We start from the raw sequence: 16,234 nt of genomic DNA, 5'->3' as shown, positions 1-16,234 counted from the left end.
TCCGGCCTCGCACGGCTCGAACCCCTTGGGTGGGAAGAAGTTGCCGCGCCCCTTCCCTGTGCATGGGCGGCTGCGCACCTTCCAGGCAAGGCCGGCCCTGTGCCGGTGGAGCACACAGCCCGGAGGGCGACGCATGGCACGAGGAAGCAAGGCGAAGTACACGGCGAAACAGAAGCGGATGGCCGAGCACATCGAGAAGGGCTACGAGGACAAGGGCACTTCGGAGAAGACCGCGGAGGCTCGGGCCTGGGCCACGGTGAACAAGCTCACCGGTGGCGGCATGAAGGGCGGCTCCGGCAGCAAGGCGAAGGCGGCGCGCCGTCGTCCCAAGGCCCGCGCCAACGCGCGCAAGGCCGGAAGCAAGGGAGGCCGCCGCACGGCCACCAAGCGCGCCACGTCCAGCCGGAAGTCCACCGCGCGCAAGCCCACGCGCGCCACGCGCTCCGGCAGCAAGTCCACCGCGCGCCGCACGGCCGCCAGGCGCGCCACGGCCCGTCGCTCATCCACGAGCAGCCGCTCTCGCGGCGGCACGGCGCGCAAGACCACCAGCCGTCGCGGCACCACCGCCCGGCGGACCTCGCGCCGTGGGCGCTCGCGCAAGTAGCAGTCCCCAGGTCAGGCGCCTCCATCTCGAGTGAGGCGGTGCGCCTGGCCTGTCATGCGTTTCGAGCCAGGCTCGACGAGGTGCCTGACGCGCGCCAGCGGGAGAGCAGGACCCGATGCGCCGTCCGGAGTCCGGCGGCGCATCGGCGCACGCGCTCAGCGCGGCTCTTCATCCTTGGCGGCGGGCGACGCGCCCGGCCCGTTCCACGGCCACTCCACCGAGGACTCCTCGGCCAGCCGCAGCAGCTCCCCCGCGTCCTTCACCAGCGTGCGGCAGCCCGCCGCGCGCAGGTCCTCGGCCAGGAAGCCCCCGGCCAGCACACCCACCGTGGGCAGGCCCAGCTTGCCGGCGGCGAGCGCGTCGTAGGGCGTGTCCCCCACGACCACCGCGGTGCTCACGTCCGGGCGACCCAGCCGCGCCAGCGCGCTCTCGAAGATGTCCGGGTGGGGCTTGCTCTTGTCCACCTCGTCCTTGCTGGCCTTGGCCTCGTACAGGCCCTCGATGCCGCACAGCCGCACGTAGTGCTTGAGCTCCTCGTCCTTCGCGCTGGACGCCAGCGCCAGCCGCCGCCCCTGCTGACGCAGCCGCTGGAACAGCTCCCGCACGCGCGGGAAGGGCCGCACCTTGGGCAGGAACTCGTCCAGGAACAGCTTGGAGCGGTACTCCTCGATCTCCTTGCCGAAGCGCTCCAGCTCCTCGTCGTTGAAGAACACGGGGATGAGCTGGTCGGCGCCCTTGCCAATCTGGCTGCGCACGTGCGCGAAGGGGACATCCCGTCCGAAATGCAGGAACGAGCGTCGCCACGCCTCGGCGTGCTCGTCCACCGAGTCCACCAGCGTTCCATCCACGTCGAAGATGACGTTCTCCACCATCACTCGCCTCCCGGGCGAAAGTGGGGACGCACCTGTCGAGGGTCAACCGCCCGAGGGAGGGTTCTCCTCCGTGGCCTCCACGAGTGTCCGCGTCTTCACATCGTAGCCCTCGGGCGCCACGAGGGTGAAGGCGTCGTTGGGCGGCGGCTTCGTCAGCTCCAGCTGGATGAGCGTCGTCGCGCCCACCTTGCGGCCTCCCAACCAGCGGCTCAGCCGCTTCGGCACGCACAGGCCCAGCTGGGGGTCGCAGTGCTCCTCCTCCATCCGCACCTCCGCCTCCGTCCCGTCCGGCGAGCGCGAGCGCTTGGTCAGGAAGTCGAGCTGCGGCCAGCGCAGCACGTACACCAGCTCCACTCCCTGGGCCTCGCCGCCGAGCGACAACGAGAGCTCCACGGCCTCCTCGGCGCGCACGTGCTTCACCCGGCGCAGCGTGGCCCCGTGCGACACCAGCGGCGCGCGGAAGCCCTCGGGGATGAAGGCGCTGAAGGTCTGCGTGAGGAAGCCCGCGAGCTTCGCCGGAGGCAGCTCCGACTTGAACGTGGTGAAGCGCTTCTCCCCGTCGAGCTGCTCGAACAGGTGCGTGCCGTCCCACGAGAAGATGCGCGCGGGGGGCTCGCCCAGCGTGCCGCGCATGCGGTCCGGCGCGCGGTGCTCGAAGGTGAAGGGCACCGCGTCCTGGCCCTCGTCCTTCACAATCCCGATGATGCCGTAGCCGGACAGCTTCTGGTCACGCTCGACCAGCCGCGTCTTCACCTGCGAGGCCAGCGCCGCGACGTCGTCCGACTTCCGAGAGCAGCCCGCGAGGACGAGCACGACACAGCACACGAAGAGGCGAGGGGACATGGGGCGCGAGTGGGGCAGGAGGAGGGCTGAAAAGCAAGGAGGCCCGCCTGTCGCCAGGGGGCCTCCCGAGGTCGCCGAACCCTGAAGGGCCGGCTGCCTGACTACTTCACCGCCACGCCGGTGGCCGTGGAGGAGGTCACGCCGATGATGGTGCCGAACAGGGCGTAGATGCCGTGGCGGGGCGTGGTGCTGGCCGACTTCAGGTCGACCTTGGAGGCGCCCATGGCCTTCGCCTCGGCGATGAGGAGCTTGTTGACGACGGTGTCCAGGTCGCTCTGGACGATGTCGATGATGTGGAAGATGGCGGTCAGGCCCAGCGCGTTCGTCTGGATGACGGCCACGGCCTCACCGTTGGCGGCGATTTCGGTCCCGGAGACAACGGCGCTCTCGACGCTGGTGCAGCCGATGAGGCTGGACGCGGCAACGGCCGACAGGATGAGCTTCTTCATGGTTTTCCCCTCTAGTGAGTGTCGCTTGTCCGGTGGACGAGCACCCACGAGGGCGCACGTCCGTTTGAAAGTGACCTTCAAGCGGGCGCGGTCGTACCAGATGTCGACCCCATGTCAAGGTCCGTCCGGACACACTGTATGGCCATGGTGGATGCGCGCCCGCGTTGTAATGCGCACCTCGCCTTGCTAGCCCAGAACCCGAGGCTCCCTGAATGGACTCCGTCCCCGTCGCACGTCCCGCGCCCAGGTACTGGCTGCACCTCTTGCTGCTGCTGTTGACGGTGGCGACGACCTTCACGTCCTACCTGCTCTACTTCCACTTCCAGCGCCCGTACTCGCCCGACGAGGTCTCCACCGAGGCCGCCACGCGCGCGCTGTCGTTCAGCCTTTCTCTGCTCGCGATTCTTGGTTCTCACGAGATGGGTCACTACGTGCTGGCGCGCCTGCACCGGGTGGACACGTCGCTGCCGTACTTCATCCCGCTGCCGGTGTTGGGCGTGGGCACGCTGGGCGCGGTCATCCGCATCCGCGACCGAATCCCCCACCGCAACGCGTTGGTGGACATCGGCGCGGCGGGGCCGCTGGCGGGGCTGGTCGTCGCGCTGCCCATCCTCTACTGGGGGCTGTCGCACTCGGCGGTGGTGGACGCGCCGCAGGTCGCCTCGCAGTTCCCCGGCGAGTCCTCGCTGTGGGTCTACGGCAAGGAGCTCTTCACCTGGGTGATGGCGAAGGTGACCCACGCGCCGCCCGCGCCGGAGCAAGCCTTCCATGGCGTGCAGACCCTGTTTGGTGACAGCCTGTTGATGCAGGGGCTGACGTGGCTGGCATTGGGCCCCCTGCCGGAGGGGAAGGACGTGCTGGTGCATCCGGTGGTCATCGCGGGCTGGTTCGGTCTGCTCGTCACGTTGCTCAACCTGATGCCCATGGGGCAACTGGATGGGGGGCACCTGGCGTTCGCGGTGCTGGGGCGTCACGCGCACTGGGTGGGGCGGCTGATGGCCGCCGTGCTGCTGTTCCTCACGCTCTTCGTCACCGCGTCCTGGGGGCTGTGGCTCCTGGTGACGAGCAAGGTGGTGGGCTTCGGGCATCCGGAGGTCGTGTACCCGCAGGAGCCGCTCAGCCCCACGCGCAAGCTCATCTGCGCGCTGTGCCTGCTGGCCCTCATCGGCTGCGCGATGCCCGTGCCCCTGCGTCAGGTGGTGTCATGAAGTTCCAGTGCGAGGCGTGCGAGCGGCTCATCCCCCTGGAGTCCTACCGGCTGGAGTCCGGAGGGCTGGTGGTGTCGTGTCAGCGGTGCGGCGCGGAGAGTCGCGCCCGGGCCGCGCAGCCGCTGGCGGTGACGCCGTCGGTGGGCGGCGAGCCGCTCGCCAGCGCGAGGCCCGCGGAGGAGCCCGTGTTGGAGTCCGCCGCGCGCGCCGGTGCTCCGGCCCTGCGGGTGGTGCGGGGCGCGGTGGCCGCGGCGCCGCCGCTGGACGACGAAGCGCTCTTCGTGCCGCCGCCCGGTCACTGCCCCAAGTGTGTGTCGACGCGGCGCGAGGTGGACACGTCCTGCTCGCAGTGCGGGTTGGTGTACGCCAACTTCGTGGAGTCGGAGCACCAGCCCTCGGAGGCGCTGCGCGAGGAGTGGCGCCGGCTGGCGGGGGAGTGGGGACAGTGGGAGGCGCATGACCGGCTGCTGACCCTGGCCATGGGGCGCGGGGAGCTGGCGACGGCGGGCCGGCTGTACCGCGTGCGGCTGGCGCGGGCGCCGGACGACGCGGTGGCGCAGCGGGCGCGGGAGGAGATCGTCCGCCGCGCCACGGTGGTGGTGCCCACGGAGGTGGAGGGCGCGGGGGCGTCGCTGCTGTCGCGGCGGATGCGCGGGGTGGCCATCGCGGTGCTCTTCCTGGTGGTGCTGCTGATGTCCGCCTTCATCATCCAGCGCGTCGGCGTGCTCCTGTCCGGCGACGTGCCCTGACGAATCCTCCGGCGCGAAACGCCCCGTCGCCAGGCGGCCGGCCGTGCGGGCCGTGGCGCTCGCGGGTGGTCGGAAACGGGCTCCGGACGCGGGTGGCTGCTATCGTGTCGGGCCGCTTGCGCGAGGCTGGCCACTCCCGATGACGCTCCCCGTCTCTCCCACTCTGTCCGTCGATGGCCTGCTCGGTCCGGGGGGCGCGCTCCAGGTGGCGCTGCCGGCGTACGAGCACCGCCCGGAGCAGCTCCAGATGGCGCGCGCCGTGGAGCGGGCCTTCGCCGAGCGCAGCTACCTGTTGGCGGAGGCCGGCACGGGCACGGGCAAGACGCTCGCCTACCTGGTGCCCGCGCTCTTGTCGGGCCGGCGCGTCGTCGTGTCCACGGCGACGAAGACCTTGCAGGACCAGATCTTCTTCAAGGACCTGCCGCTGTTGCGCGAGAAGATGGGCCTCACCTTCGAGGCGGCCTACCTCAAGGGGCGCAACAACTACCTCTGCCTGCACCGCTACGAGGCGTTCTCCAAGGACCCGCAGTTCGCCACGCGCGAGGAGTCGCGCTACTGGCCCAAGCTGAAGGCCTGGGCGGAGGACACGCAGACGGGCGACCGCGGCGAGTTGGATTTGCCCGAGTCCTTCAGCGCCTGGCCCCGGCTGTCCACCACGTCCGAGACGTGCGTGGGCACGCGCTGCCCGCTGTACGAGACGTGCTTCGTCACGCGCATGCGGAAGCGCGCGGAGGGCGCGGACCTGCTGGTGGTCAACCACCACCTGTTCTTCGCGGACCTGTCCCTGCGCAGCTCCGGCAAGCGCACCGAGGGCGTGCTGCCCTTCTACGAGGCGGTCATCTTCGACGAGGCGCACGCGCTCGAGGACGCGGCGAGCGGGCACTTCGGCGTGGGTGTCTCCAACTACCGGTTGGAGGAGCTGGCGCGCGACGCGGTGGCGGCGCTGAAGGAGGAGGACTCGCGGCACGCGATGCTGCGCGCGCTGGCGGCCCGGCTGCGCACCGGCGCGGACGCCTTCTTCGCGCAGGCACCCCGCGCGCTGGGGCTGTCCGGCCACGAGGCGTCGGTGACGCTCCAGGCGGAGGGCATGGCGAAGCTCACCAGCGCGCTGGGCGGCGTGCGCGAAGGGCTGGGCGCGCTGTCCGCCTTCACCGCGGGCGAGCGCGAGCCGGAGCTGGCGGCCATCACGCGCCGCGCGGACGAACTGGAGGAGCAGCTCACCTTCCTGGAGAAGGCGGAGTCGACGGACCACGTGTACTGGGCGGAGCAGCGCGGCAAGGGCCTGTTCCTGCGCGCCAGTCCCATCGACGTGGCGAAGGAGCTGCGCGAGCGGATGTACGGCGCGCTCGACACCGTGGTGTACACGTCCGCGACGCTGGCGGCGGAGAGCCGCTTCGACTTCTTCGCCCGGCGCATGGGGCTGTACGGCGAGGACGGCCAGACGGTGACGCGCGTGCGGACGCTGGCGGTGCCCAGCCCCTTCGACTATCCGCGCCAGGCCGCGCTGTACCTGCCCACACACCTGCCGGACCCCACCGCGCCGGGCTTCATCGAGGCGGCGGCGGAAGAAATCATCCGGCTGTGCGAGGTGACGGGCGGGCGCGCCTTCGTGCTCTTCACGTCGCTGCGCAACATGGTGCGCGCGTACGAGCTGACGGCGGGGCGGCTGCCGTATCAAGCCCTGCTGCAGGGCGAGCGTCCCAAGGCGCAGCTCCTGGAGGCGTTCCGCGACACGCCCAGCGTGCTCTTCGCGGCGCACAGCTTCTGGGAGGGCGTGGACGTGCCCGGGGACGCGCTGAGCCTGGTCATCATCGACCGGCTCCCGTTCGCCTCGCCGGGAGACCCGCTGGTGGCCGCGCGCATCAAGCAGCTGCAGTCCCGGGGTGAGGAGCCCTTCGAGCAGTACCAGCTGCCCCAGGCGGCGTTGGCCTTGCGCCAGGGCTTCGGCCGGCTGATTCGCACACAGTCCGACAAGGGCATCGTCACGATGCTGGACCGGCGCATCCGCACCAAGGCGTACGGGCAGGTGTTCCTGGACAGCCTCCCGGACGCGCGCCGGGTGGATGACCTGGTGGAGCTGAGCCGCTGGTTCAACGGCCCGGTGCGCCCCCTGCGCATCCTGCGGCCGGTGGACTGAGCGGCGGATTTTCCGGGCGGAAATGGCCCGGATAAATCGCCCGCTGCGTATGCCCCTGGCGGGGTGTGTCCCCTCCTGTCGTCCCCGCTCCCAGGGTGTTTCGTGGATTGGGCTGTCCTGCTCTGCTCGAGAGTGCTCCTGCTCGCCGCCGTGGCGGGGGTGGTGGCGTGTGAGCCCATCGTCCTGTCGCCCTGGGCCATCGCGAAGCCGCCCGACGCGGGCGCCGTGGATGACGACCCGGATGTCGATGACGCCGGAGCGGACGGCGGCGAGCCCACGCCGGGTGAGGACGCGGGGGAGGACGGCGGCGAGCCCACGCCGGGCGAGGACGGTGGCGCCGATGGCGGCCCCGGTGACGCGGGGGACGCGGGTGGGGTCGTCGGGAACGACGGCCCGGTGCTGGGAGACGGCGGCGTCGACGTGCGGATGAGCGAGTGGAGCGGGTGCGACGCGGGCTGGCAGCAGCGCACCGTGCTGCCCACGGGCACCAAGGGGTACGGCAGCTTCGCGCTCGACGCGGACGGTGACGCGTACTTCATCGAGCACACCGACGACATCCTGCGCGTGGGGACGACGAAGCCCTGGCGCACGTTCCCGAGGACGGGGTGGTTGGGGCCGCAGCCCTACGTGGTCGGCGTGCGCGTGGGTCCGACGGGAGAGGTCCACGTGGCGTTGAGCCCGCGCTACCTCGAGGGCGACACGGACGTCCCCGTCCACTTCCTGCGCTACACCGCGGGCCGGTGGGTCCACACCGTGAAGCCTGGCGGGTTGCTGTGGGACCTGGAGGTGGACTCGCGCGGACACCTGCACGCGATGTCCACGTGGATCGGCCCGGAGAACCGCCTCCTGTACACACATGGACCGCCGGACGCGCTGGTGGTCGAGGAGACGGGGCTCGTGCTCGATGACGACATCTACCGGGCGAGCCTCCAGCTGGATGCCCGGGGACACGCGCATGTGGCCTTCATCCCGAGGAAGCCCCGGGGCATCCACTACGCCACGAACGCGTCCGGCGCCTGGGTGGAGGAGCCCGTCTCCTCGCAGGGGGACGATGGCTACCTCGCGCTGTCGCCCTCGGGGACGCCGTACATCGCCTGGATGGACAGCACCCACATCATGCTGGCCTCGCGGGACGCGCAGACGGGATGGACCGCGGTGTCCGTCGGCGACGAAAGGGCCTCGATGGAGGCGCTGGCCGTGAGCCCGACGGGTGTTGTGCACCTGTTGTTGACGGTGTGGGACGGCTCGCCGCTGCACCTGAGCAACGCGAGTGGTGGCTGGGTGCGGACGAGGCTCGGCCCCGAGCCCCTCGGCTTTCCTCCTTCCGCGACGGGGTCGTCGATGGAGCTGGATTCACAGGGCCGCGCGCACGTGATGCACACGTGGCTGAAGCCCGACGAGGTGAGCGGCAGGCCGCTGCGAACCATGGACTCCTATCGGCAATGTCAGTGAATGGGCCCGCCTGGGCCCCCGCGTGATTTCGGATACAGTTCCCTCTCGCTTCCTTCATCTCCGACGTGGCCCTCGGGTCCGTCTCCGCTCCCCAGGTTGCTCGTGGACCGCTCGCCCTCTCTCCGACTGCGTCTCGTCCTGCTGTGTGTCTCGGTGGGGCTGTGCGCGTGTGAGCCCATCATCGACCCCAAGAAGTGGATCGGGCTCCAGGAGGACGCTGGCGGCAAGAGCCGGGACGCGGGGAGGGATGATGGCGGCGAGCCGGAGACGGGCCTCGACGCCGGAGACGACGCGGGACCTCCGCCCGTGATGCGGGACGCCGGGCCGGATGCAGGGGAGGATGGCGGGCAGGGGGATGGCGGTGAGCTGCTCCCTCCAGCGGACGGCGGGGTGGATGAGGATGGCGGGACGCCGGACGCGGGAGGGTGGCCGCACAACCCGGATGGCCCCGTGCTGAGTGATGCGGGCGTCGACGCGCGCATGTCGGCCTGGAGCGCGTGCGAGCAGGGCTGGCAGAAGCGCAACCTGCTGCCCGAGGGCACCAAGGGCTACGCGCACTTCGCGCTCGACGCGGACGGTGACGCGTACCTCATCGAGTTCACCGACGACATCGTGCGGGTGCCGACGACGAAGCCCTGGCGTACGTTTCCGAGGACGGGCTTCATGGGGCCGCCGCCCTGGCCGGGTGGCATCCGAGTGGACGCCTCGGGCGAGGTCCACGTGGCCCTGAGTCCGCAGTTCGCGCAGGGCGCCACGGATGTCCCCACGCACTTCTTCCGCTACACGTCGGGCCGCTGGGTCGAGACGCGGATGGCGAGCGGTCTGGTGAAGAGCCTCGAATTGGACGCGCAAGGCCAAATCCATGCGCTGTCCACGTGGATCGGCGCGGAGCACCGCCTCATGTACACGCATGGGCCTCCGGGGGCGCTCGTGGTGGAGGACACGGGCCTGCGGGCCCTGGACCGGTCTGCTTTCACCTCGCTGAAGGTGGACGGGCAAGGCAAGGCCCACCTGGTCTACGAGGGGTATCCGCAGAAGCGCCTCCACTACGCCACGAACGCCTCGGGCACCTGGGTGTCGGAGGTCGTCGCCGAGGTGTGGGGAGACCCGCTCCTCGCGCTGTCCTCCTCCGGTGTCCCGCACGTCGCGTGGAGCTCCTCCGGTGGGACCTGGCTGGCCGTTCGGGATGAGCAGGGGAACTGGAACACGAGCCTCATCGAGCCGGGGGTCCATCCGCTCGAGAGCATGGCGGTGGACAGCTCGGGCGCCGTGCACCTGCTGATGTCGGGGCTCTCGGGGCCGTTGGCCCATTGGGTCCAGACGCAGCAGGGCTGGGTGAAGGCCACGCTGGACGCCAATGTGGGGCCGGACCGACGCGACTACGGAGGGGCCTTCATGGAGCTGGACGCGTGGCAGCGCGTGCACGTGATGCTCACCTCGGTGTTCGTGCCGGAGGTCGGGGCCAGGCCGCTGCGGCGCGTGGACTATTTCCGCCAGTGTCCGTGAGGCTCACGGCGCATCCCTGAGGCGCAGGCCCACGCGCGCGAGCACGGGCGGGCCCAGGGTGTCCACGCCGGCGCGGCCGGCCAGGTACTCGCGGTCGAAGAGGTTCTCCACGGCGGCGAACAGGTCCACCTTCCAGAAGAGCCGTCGACTGACGGCGGCGTCCACCACGAGCGCGCCGCCCATGCCGCGCTCGTTCAGGTCGTCCTCGAACTGGGGGCCGATGACGCGGAGCTGCACGGTGGTGGTGAACAGGCGCGGGTCCTCGAAGGTGAGGCTGGCGGCGCCGCGGTGCCTGGGGTCCTGCGCGAGCTGGCGGCCCACCAGCTCGGGTTGACCGGGGGCCTCGGTGACAGTGGGGTCCACGAAGGTGTACGCGAGCAGCGCGGTCCAGCGGCGTGACAGTCGCCAGTCGACGCTGGCCTCCACGCCGCGCACGCGGGCGCGCCCCAGGTTCTGGCGCTGTCGGCCCGCGTTGCCCGGCAGGGTGACGTTGGTGATGGGGTCCTCGAGCACGTTCCAGAAGCCGGTGACGCGCGCGGTGAGGGCGCGCAGGGGTTCGACCTCGACGCCGGCCTCGGCGCCCCACAGGCGCTCGGCGGAGAGGTCCGCGTTGGCGGCGGTGAGGACGGTGCCGACCTGGAAGGGGCGATAGAGCTCGTTGAGGGTGGGGGCCCGGAACGCGCGATAGCCGGAGGCGCGGAAGGTGACGGGGTCCCACGGGCGCACGCGCAGGCCCAGCCGTGGGCTGAGCTGGTGCTCGGTGCGGTCGTCGTACCGGGTGGTGTCCGTGGCGCCGTTGACGCGCTCCACGCGCTGCTGGCCGCGGGTGTTGCGCCACGCATCCAGGCGGAGCGCGGCGGACAGCTCCACGGCGGGGATGGGAGCGTAGAGGTCCTGCAGGAAGAGGCCGCCGCTCCACTGGGTGCCGCCGGCCTCGCGGGCGACGAGCGCCTCGGGGGCCTGGGTGGCGGGGAAGAGCTGCTCCTGCGAGGTGCCGGCCATGCGGCGGGCGTCGAGCCCCGTGGAGAGTTGATGGGTACCGCCCGCGCTCCAGGCGGGCGCGGTCCACACGAGGGAGGCGCCCTGGTCGTTGGCGGGGACGTCCTGGGAGGCGGCGCGGACCTCGGTGGCACGGTCCTGCGCCACGCGGGCGCGGTCCTGTTCGAAGCGGAGCGCGCGGCCGAAGAGGTCGAGGGTGAAGGTGCCGCGGGCCTCGGTCTGGAGGCGCGCGCTCGCGCCGAACTGCGCGAGCTCCACGCGGGCGGTGGTGAAGCGGGTGCCTCCGTTCTGGTTCTCGCGGAAGAGGTTGGCGCGGGCGGAGAGGGTGAGCGTGTCGGTGGGCTGGGCCTCGACGCGGCCGTTGAGCACGACGTGGTTGCTGGGCGTGTCGCCGTCGATGGCGCCGCGCTGGCCGGGGCTGACGATGCGGTAGCCGTCGCTGGTGAGCAGCTCGGTCTCCAGGGCGGCGGCGACGGGGCCCCAGCGCTGGGCGCCGCGCGCGGAGACGAGGCCGGTGCCGCGGTTGCCATAGGAGACGTCGGCGTCGAGGGCGGGGCCGGTGATGGGACGGGAGATGAGCTGCACGACGCCGCCGAGCGCGGAGCTGCCGTAGAGGGCGGAGCCGCCGCCGGGGACGACCTCGATGCGCTCCAGGCCCAGTCGTGGAAGCGAGCGCCAGAAGACCCAGCCTCCGAGCGGGTCGTTGACGGGGACACCGTCGAGGAGGACGAGCGTGCGCGCGACGCCGGAGGGCGCGAGGCCGCGCAGGTTGAGTCCCTGCGCGGTGGGGTCGGAGACGAGGCTCGGGGTCCGACGGAAGGTGGCGACGGACGGCAGCGAGCGGACCAGGGTGTCCTGGGTCAGCGTGGGGCTGCGGTCGATCTCCTCGCGAGGCAGCACCACGGTGGTGGCGGGCACGTCGCGGATGGGACGCGGCAGCCGCGTGCCCGTGACGACGGTGCGCGAGGTCGAGTCGGGTTCCGCGGGCTCAGGTGTGTCGTCGACGGGTGTCTTGCTCGTGGACGCGGGTTGCGCGACGACATGGCCAGGGAGGTGAGGACCTTCGTGCGCCGTCGGGGTCGTGCGAGTCGACGCGGCGGTGACAACGTCAAGCGGCGGGGGATTCGTCTCGGGGTCGGCGGACTGGGCCCAGGTCGCGGACGCGAGCAGCGCACCTGGAAGCAGGAGGCACCCACGGAGCTTCGACGAGGTGAGGCGAGACGACCTGCGAGGCATGTTCGGGTGGTCCCTTCCGGTGGGAGGCGAGGTGCCTCAGTATGCGCGGGGCGCGCACCGAGTCATGGCTTGACCATGGCGAGCGGTCCTGGTCCCGTGTGACTTCGTCCGATGGGCGACGCGAGGCGGAGAGAAGCACCCGATGTCCACGTCAGAAGAGACGCAGCGGGGAGGGCACGGCACGGGGGGCGTCCTGCGGATCCTCGAGGTCCGGAGACTCGACGCGCTGGACTGTGCGCTCGTCATCGAAGTGGCGGGGCTCCGCCATGAGCTGCGCGCCGAGCGCGTGGGGCAGAGCCCCTTGCTCGACATGTCGGTGGGTGACTTCTCTCCGTACCGGCTCTTCCGCGAGCTGCCGCTCAGCGCCCACCAGGTGCGGCAATGGGTTCGAGCCGCGGCCCTCGTTCACCGAGGAGAGACCCTGTCGCTGCCCTTGGAAGTCGCGGGCGAGACATCACCCGTCTGATTCACGCGGCGCGAGCCCGCGCACCGTGAGCACCGCCGTGTCCACCTCCGCGAGGATGCGGCGCGCGTGGTGCAGGAAGACCTCGCCAGCCGGCAGCAGGCGCATGCCCTGGCGCGTGCGCTCGAACAGCCGGGTGCCCAGCTCATCCTCCAGCGCGAGGATGTGCCGGCTGAGCGGCGGCTGCGTCAGGTGGAGCCGACGCGCGGCACGGCCCACGTGCTTCTCCTCGGCCACGGCGACGAAGGACTGGAGGTGCGTGATGCTCACGACCCCCACGTTATCGAGACCTCCCCCCGACGTGCACCCCCCATCCCCCGCCCCTGTTCCGAATCCAGCAGGAGGGCGACCGGCCGCCCGCTGATATCCTCGAATCCCTCATGTCGGACGGCAGGAACTGGAGCATGCGCGGGTGGATAGGGGGAACGCTCCTGATTCTGGGAGCGATGGCGCTCCTCTCATGGAAGCTGCTGGGCCCCGAGCAGTCCCAGCCCGAGGGCAACACCCGAACCCGCTCGGGCGGCACGCTCCCTCGCACCGCGCCCCCCAGGCCCCCCGCCGCCGCGGGGCTGCGCATCCAGGGCACCGTCGTGGACGCGTGGGGACAGCCCGTCACCGGCGCCCGGGTCTCCGCCTCCTGGCCCATCGAGGGCGAGACGATTTCAGCGCTGCCGTGCCCCGAGGACACGCCGCCTCCCGGGCCGGGGGACCCGGCTGAAGAGGTGGTGTCCGTCTTCCCGCGCACGCGGAGCCTGCCGTGGTGTCTGCCGTGGACGGAGGACCTCATCGTGCAGCGGCTCCTCGCGCGCGAGGGCGAGGCGCCCGTCTTCGCGCAGGCGGTGTCGGCGCAAGACGGCACCTTCGTCCTGGAGGGGCTTCCCGAGGGCCCTCAGTCGCTCTGGGTCCTCTCCGGGAGCGGCGCGACCGTGCACCCGGGCATTCCAGCAGGGAGCCGGGGTGTGCAACTGGTGCTCGAGGCGAGCACGCAGCGACAAGGAAAGGTCACGAGCGAAGGCGCACCGCTGCCCGACGTCTCCATCACCGTGGTGAGCCGCGGGCACACGCGCTTCTTCGACACGCGCACCGACAACGCGGGGCGCTTCCAGCTCGGTCCCCTGCCACGCGAAGACTATCTCGTGCTCGCGTCGAAAGAGGGCTGGTCCCCGGCGGTGACGACGGGGACCTCGGGATGGGACCTGGAGCTGCGTCCGGTGCGCGCTGTCTCCGGACGCGTGATGTCCCGCGGTGTGCCCGTGAAGGACGTGGAGGTCCGCGCCCTCAGGACCAGCGCCCCCGAGAATCCGAAGGCCACGAAGACAAGGACGGACGCCCGAGGCGCCTTCACCTTCGAGCTCTCGACGGGGCACCACACCCTCACCGCGGAGCACGAAGGTCTCTACGCCCTCACCCGACTGGACCTCGGTGCGTCCTCCCTTCGCGACGTGACGCTGGAGCTGGGCAGCGCGCTCCACGTCGAGGGCACGGTGTTCGACGACGCCTCCCAGCCGCTGGAGGGCGTGAGCGTGAAGCTGGCCTCCTCGGCGCAGCAGGGCGAGCCGCTGACGGCCGTCACCGACGCGCAGGGGCGCTATCGCCTGGGCCCCGTGGAACCCGGAGCCTGGGACTTCACCCTCCGGGCGAAGGGCTGGCTCGAGCCGTCAAAGGCCGAGCAGCGCCTCGTGTCCGCGGACACGGGCACGCAGGACTTCACGCTGGCGCGCGCGTACTCCCTCACCGGACGGGTCACGGATGGGGCGGGACATCCCGTCACCCACGTCCCCGTCGGGCTCCGCTGGGTCGGGGAGGGGAGTCGTCCGGAGCAGACCGAGGACGACACCACGGACGCCGAGGGCCGCTTCACGCTGGATGCCTCCGAGCCTGGTGACTACGAGGTCGTCGTCGACACACCGGACTTCCTCGACGCGCCCGTCCTCGCCAAGGTGCCAGCGCGCGACGTGCACATCATCGTGCGCGTCGGTGCGACGGTGGAGGGACACGTGGTGGATGGGCGTGGACACCCGCTCGTCGGGGGCGCCGTGGTGTTGAAACTCTTCACGGATGAGCTCAGGCTGAACGCGACGAGGACGGATACCCAGGGGCGGTTCACGCGCCGGGGACTCGCTCCGGGACGCTACCGGGTGGTCGTGGAGCGGACGACGGACAGCGTGGACCAGCGGGCCTGGAGCGACGTGGAGGTCGCGGCCGATGCGGTGACGCGCGTGGAGCTGCGCCTCGACGAGGGGCAGACGCGAGAGGGCCTTGTCGTCGACGCCGAGGGAGCCCCCCTCGAAGGGGTCCTCGTCCGCGCCGAACCGCGCGATGCGCTGCCCCCGGGGGGGCCCGCCATCCTCAAGATGGTGGAGCGCTTCGACCGGGGCGTTCCCACCGACGCGAGCGGCCGCTTCGTGCTGCGAGGGCTTGGCCCCAGCGCGCACGCCATCACGGCCTTCAAGCCCGGCTACGCGCTGCGCCTGGATGCCGCCACGCAGGCGGTGCTCCAGACCCACGGCGGTGTCCACCGCAGCCTCATCATCCAGGACACGCTCTACGAGCCCGCGCTCCGTGTGCCCTCCGGCACGACGCCGCTGCGGCTGGTGATGGACCGCCAGGCCTGGGTCCGGGGACGCGTCGTCGGCCCCGACGGAAGTCCCCTTCGTCGCTTCATGGCGGGAGGCGAGCTGGTGGAGTCCGAGGATGGGACGTTCTCGTTCCCCCGGAATCCTCACGTCTCCTCCAGGCGGTACTTCTTCGCGGCCGAGGGCCTGCGCTCCGCGGAGCGCCTCATCGACGGGGGCCCGCAGGAGCCGGACCTCGACCTGGGAGACATCAGGCTGGAGCGAGGCCGTCGTCTCCGAGGCCGCGTCGTGGATGCCCTGACGGACCAGCCATTGGCGGGAGTCACCGTCTCCGCGCGCGCGCAGGCCGCGGCTGCGGAGTCGAGGGAGCTGGAGACGCTCTCGGATGCGCAAGGCCTGTTCCTCTTCAAGGAACAGGAGCTGGCGCCGGGGCCGCTCACCCTGACGCTCCGTGAGCCGGCAGGCCACCATGTGCTGCGATTGTCGGTGGGCGAGGGGCAGGAGGAGGTGACGGCGAGACTGGAGCCCACGGCGCTCGTGAGCGTGACGGCGAAGGATGCCCGCGGCCGCCCCCTGGACGGCTACGTGGCGTACTTCAGTGCCCCGGATGGAGACTGGGCCACGAGTCCTCTCGAACGGGGACAGGCCTGGAAGGGTGGGCTGGCCCCGGGCACCTGGGTCGTCTCGGTGCTTCCCGCGCGGTACACGGAGCAGGAGTCCCCCACGTTCCTGCCCCAGCGCGTGGTGGTCCCCGAGCGCGGCCGGGCCTCCGTCTCCTTCCAGGCCCTGACGGCGGGTGCCACCGTGAAGCTGGTGGTGCCCTACCACGAAGACCTCAGCGTCGCGTTGGTGCTGGGGGGCGTCGCGCATCCGACGAAGGAGGAGGAGCTGGGGGCGTGCATGGCCCCGGGCCTGAGCGCGCAGTGGGGGGAGGACGCGCTGTATTTCCGACATGTCCCCGCGGGCCGGGCCACGCTCCTGCTCACGAGCAAGGCGCTGCCACGCTTCCACGTCAGCGACGTGGACGTGCCCAGGGAAGGCACGCTGGTGCTCACGCCTCGACTCGATTGGAAATCGCTCGCCGACGAGGCCGAGTAGGACTCACGCCAGGCCGCTGTCACTGGGCATCCTGGCGTGGGT

At 71.4% G+C, this 16,234-nt stretch carries 13 protein-coding genes; 8 read left to right on the top strand and 5 right to left on the bottom strand.

Annotation, left to right across the window (positions count from 1 at the left end):
- Positions 1-133 precede the first annotated feature (133 nt).
- Entirely contained in the window at positions 134-604 is a 471-nt protein-coding gene (locus K8625_RS11845) for a transcriptional regulator (RefSeq protein ID WP_223750664.1), read from the top strand.
- Positions 605-759: 155 nt separating this feature from the next.
- Here the strand turns inward: K8625_RS11845 and K8625_RS11840 are convergent, their stop codons facing one another.
- From K8625_RS11840 to K8625_RS11830, 3 genes are all read right to left on the bottom strand, one after another.
- The gene (locus tag K8625_RS11840; protein WP_141326661.1) at positions 760-1,476 is read right to left on the bottom strand and encodes an HAD family hydrolase; all 717 of its coding nucleotides are present in this window, start codon (positions 1,474-1,476) and stop codon (positions 760-762) included.
- 42 nt (positions 1,477-1,518) lie between these two features.
- Positions 1,519-2,319: a hypothetical protein gene (locus tag K8625_RS11835; protein ID WP_223782771.1), complete on the bottom strand. Its 801-nt coding sequence runs from the start codon at positions 2,317-2,319 to the stop codon at positions 1,519-1,521.
- Between the two features lie 101 nt (positions 2,320-2,420).
- Positions 2,421-2,768 (bottom strand): hypothetical protein, encoded by a 348-nt coding sequence (locus K8625_RS11830; RefSeq protein WP_223750666.1) that lies wholly within the window; start codon positions 2,766-2,768, stop codon positions 2,421-2,423.
- A 212-nt stretch (positions 2,769-2,980) separates the two neighbouring features.
- Between K8625_RS11830 and K8625_RS11825 the strand changes: the two genes are divergently transcribed.
- From K8625_RS11825 to K8625_RS11805, 5 genes are all read left to right on the top strand, one after another.
- On the top strand, positions 2,981-3,976 hold the full coding sequence (locus K8625_RS11825) for a site-2 protease family protein (RefSeq protein ID WP_223750667.1): 996 nt from the start codon (positions 2,981-2,983) through the stop codon (positions 3,974-3,976).
- Positions 3,973-4,725, top strand: coding sequence for a hypothetical protein (locus tag K8625_RS11820; protein WP_223750668.1), 753 nt, complete (start codon positions 3,973-3,975; stop codon positions 4,723-4,725). The genes K8625_RS11825 and K8625_RS11820 overlap by 4 nt, the downstream gene beginning before the upstream one ends.
- 139 nt (positions 4,726-4,864) lie before the next feature.
- On the top strand, positions 4,865-6,862 hold the full coding sequence (locus K8625_RS11815; protein WP_223782770.1) for an ATP-dependent DNA helicase: 1,998 nt from the start codon (positions 4,865-4,867) through the stop codon (positions 6,860-6,862).
- Between the two features lie 102 nt (positions 6,863-6,964).
- Complete coding sequence (locus tag K8625_RS11810; protein ID WP_223782769.1) at positions 6,965-8,314, top strand: hypothetical protein; 1,350 nt, start codon at positions 6,965-6,967, stop codon at positions 8,312-8,314.
- 102 nt (positions 8,315-8,416) lie between these two features.
- The gene (locus tag K8625_RS11805) at positions 8,417-9,820 is read left to right on the top strand and encodes a hypothetical protein (RefSeq protein ID WP_223782768.1); all 1,404 of its coding nucleotides are present in this window, start codon (positions 8,417-8,419) and stop codon (positions 9,818-9,820) included.
- 3 nt (positions 9,821-9,823) lie between these two features.
- Here the strand turns inward: K8625_RS11805 and K8625_RS11800 are convergent, their stop codons facing one another.
- Positions 9,824-11,737, bottom strand: coding sequence for a TonB-dependent receptor (locus K8625_RS11800; RefSeq protein WP_370640425.1), 1,914 nt, complete (start codon positions 11,735-11,737; stop codon positions 9,824-9,826).
- 460 nt (positions 11,738-12,197) lie between these two features.
- Between K8625_RS11800 and K8625_RS11795 the strand changes: the two genes are divergently transcribed.
- Positions 12,198-12,521, top strand: coding sequence for a hypothetical protein (locus K8625_RS11795; protein ID WP_223782767.1), 324 nt, complete (start codon positions 12,198-12,200; stop codon positions 12,519-12,521).
- Here the strand turns inward: K8625_RS11795 and K8625_RS11790 are convergent.
- A complete protein-coding gene (locus K8625_RS11790; protein ID WP_046718573.1) occupies positions 12,510-12,788 on the bottom strand; it encodes a LysR family transcriptional regulator in 279 nt (92 codons plus the stop codon). The genes K8625_RS11795 and K8625_RS11790 overlap by 12 nt on opposite strands.
- A 176-nt stretch (positions 12,789-12,964) precedes the next feature.
- Here K8625_RS11790 and K8625_RS11785 point away from each other — a divergent pair, with 176 nt between their 5' ends.
- Positions 12,965-16,192 carry a carboxypeptidase-like regulatory domain-containing protein gene (locus K8625_RS11785; protein WP_223782766.1) on the top strand — a complete coding sequence of 1,076 codons (3,228 nt, stop codon included), beginning with the start codon at positions 12,965-12,967 and terminating at the stop codon, positions 16,190-16,192.
- Positions 16,193-16,234 lie beyond the last annotated feature (42 nt).

This window comes from Myxococcus sp. AS-1-15, from assembly GCF_020037055.1.
Classification (GTDB): domain Bacteria; phylum Myxococcota; class Myxococcia; order Myxococcales; family Myxococcaceae; genus Myxococcus; species Myxococcus fulvus.
Note: the sequence above shows the minus strand (reverse complement) of the source record. Positions and strands in the feature narration are given on the sequence as shown.

Coding starts and splice junctions, on each gene's coding strand:
- K8625_RS11845 (WP_223750664.1), top strand. CDS start 134: ATGGCACGAGGAAGCAAGGCGAAGTACACGGCGAAACAGAAGCGGATG.
- K8625_RS11840 (WP_141326661.1), bottom strand. CDS start 1,476: ATGGTGGAGAACGTCATCTTCGACGTGGATGGAACGCTGGTGGACTCG.
- K8625_RS11835 (WP_223782771.1), bottom strand. CDS start 2,319: ATGTCCCCTCGCCTCTTCGTGTGCTGTGTCGTGCTCGTCCTCGCGGGC.
- K8625_RS11830 (WP_223750666.1), bottom strand. CDS start 2,768: ATGAAGAAGCTCATCCTGTCGGCCGTTGCCGCGTCCAGCCTCATCGGC.
- K8625_RS11825 (WP_223750667.1), top strand. CDS start 2,981: ATGGACTCCGTCCCCGTCGCACGTCCCGCGCCCAGGTACTGGCTGCAC.
- K8625_RS11820 (WP_223750668.1), top strand. CDS start 3,973: ATGAAGTTCCAGTGCGAGGCGTGCGAGCGGCTCATCCCCCTGGAGTCC.
- K8625_RS11815 (WP_223782770.1), top strand. CDS start 4,865: ATGACGCTCCCCGTCTCTCCCACTCTGTCCGTCGATGGCCTGCTCGGT.
- K8625_RS11795 (WP_223782767.1), top strand. CDS start 12,198: ATGTCCACGTCAGAAGAGACGCAGCGGGGAGGGCACGGCACGGGGGGC.
- K8625_RS11785 (WP_223782766.1), top strand. CDS start 12,965: ATGGCGCTCCTCTCATGGAAGCTGCTGGGCCCCGAGCAGTCCCAGCCC.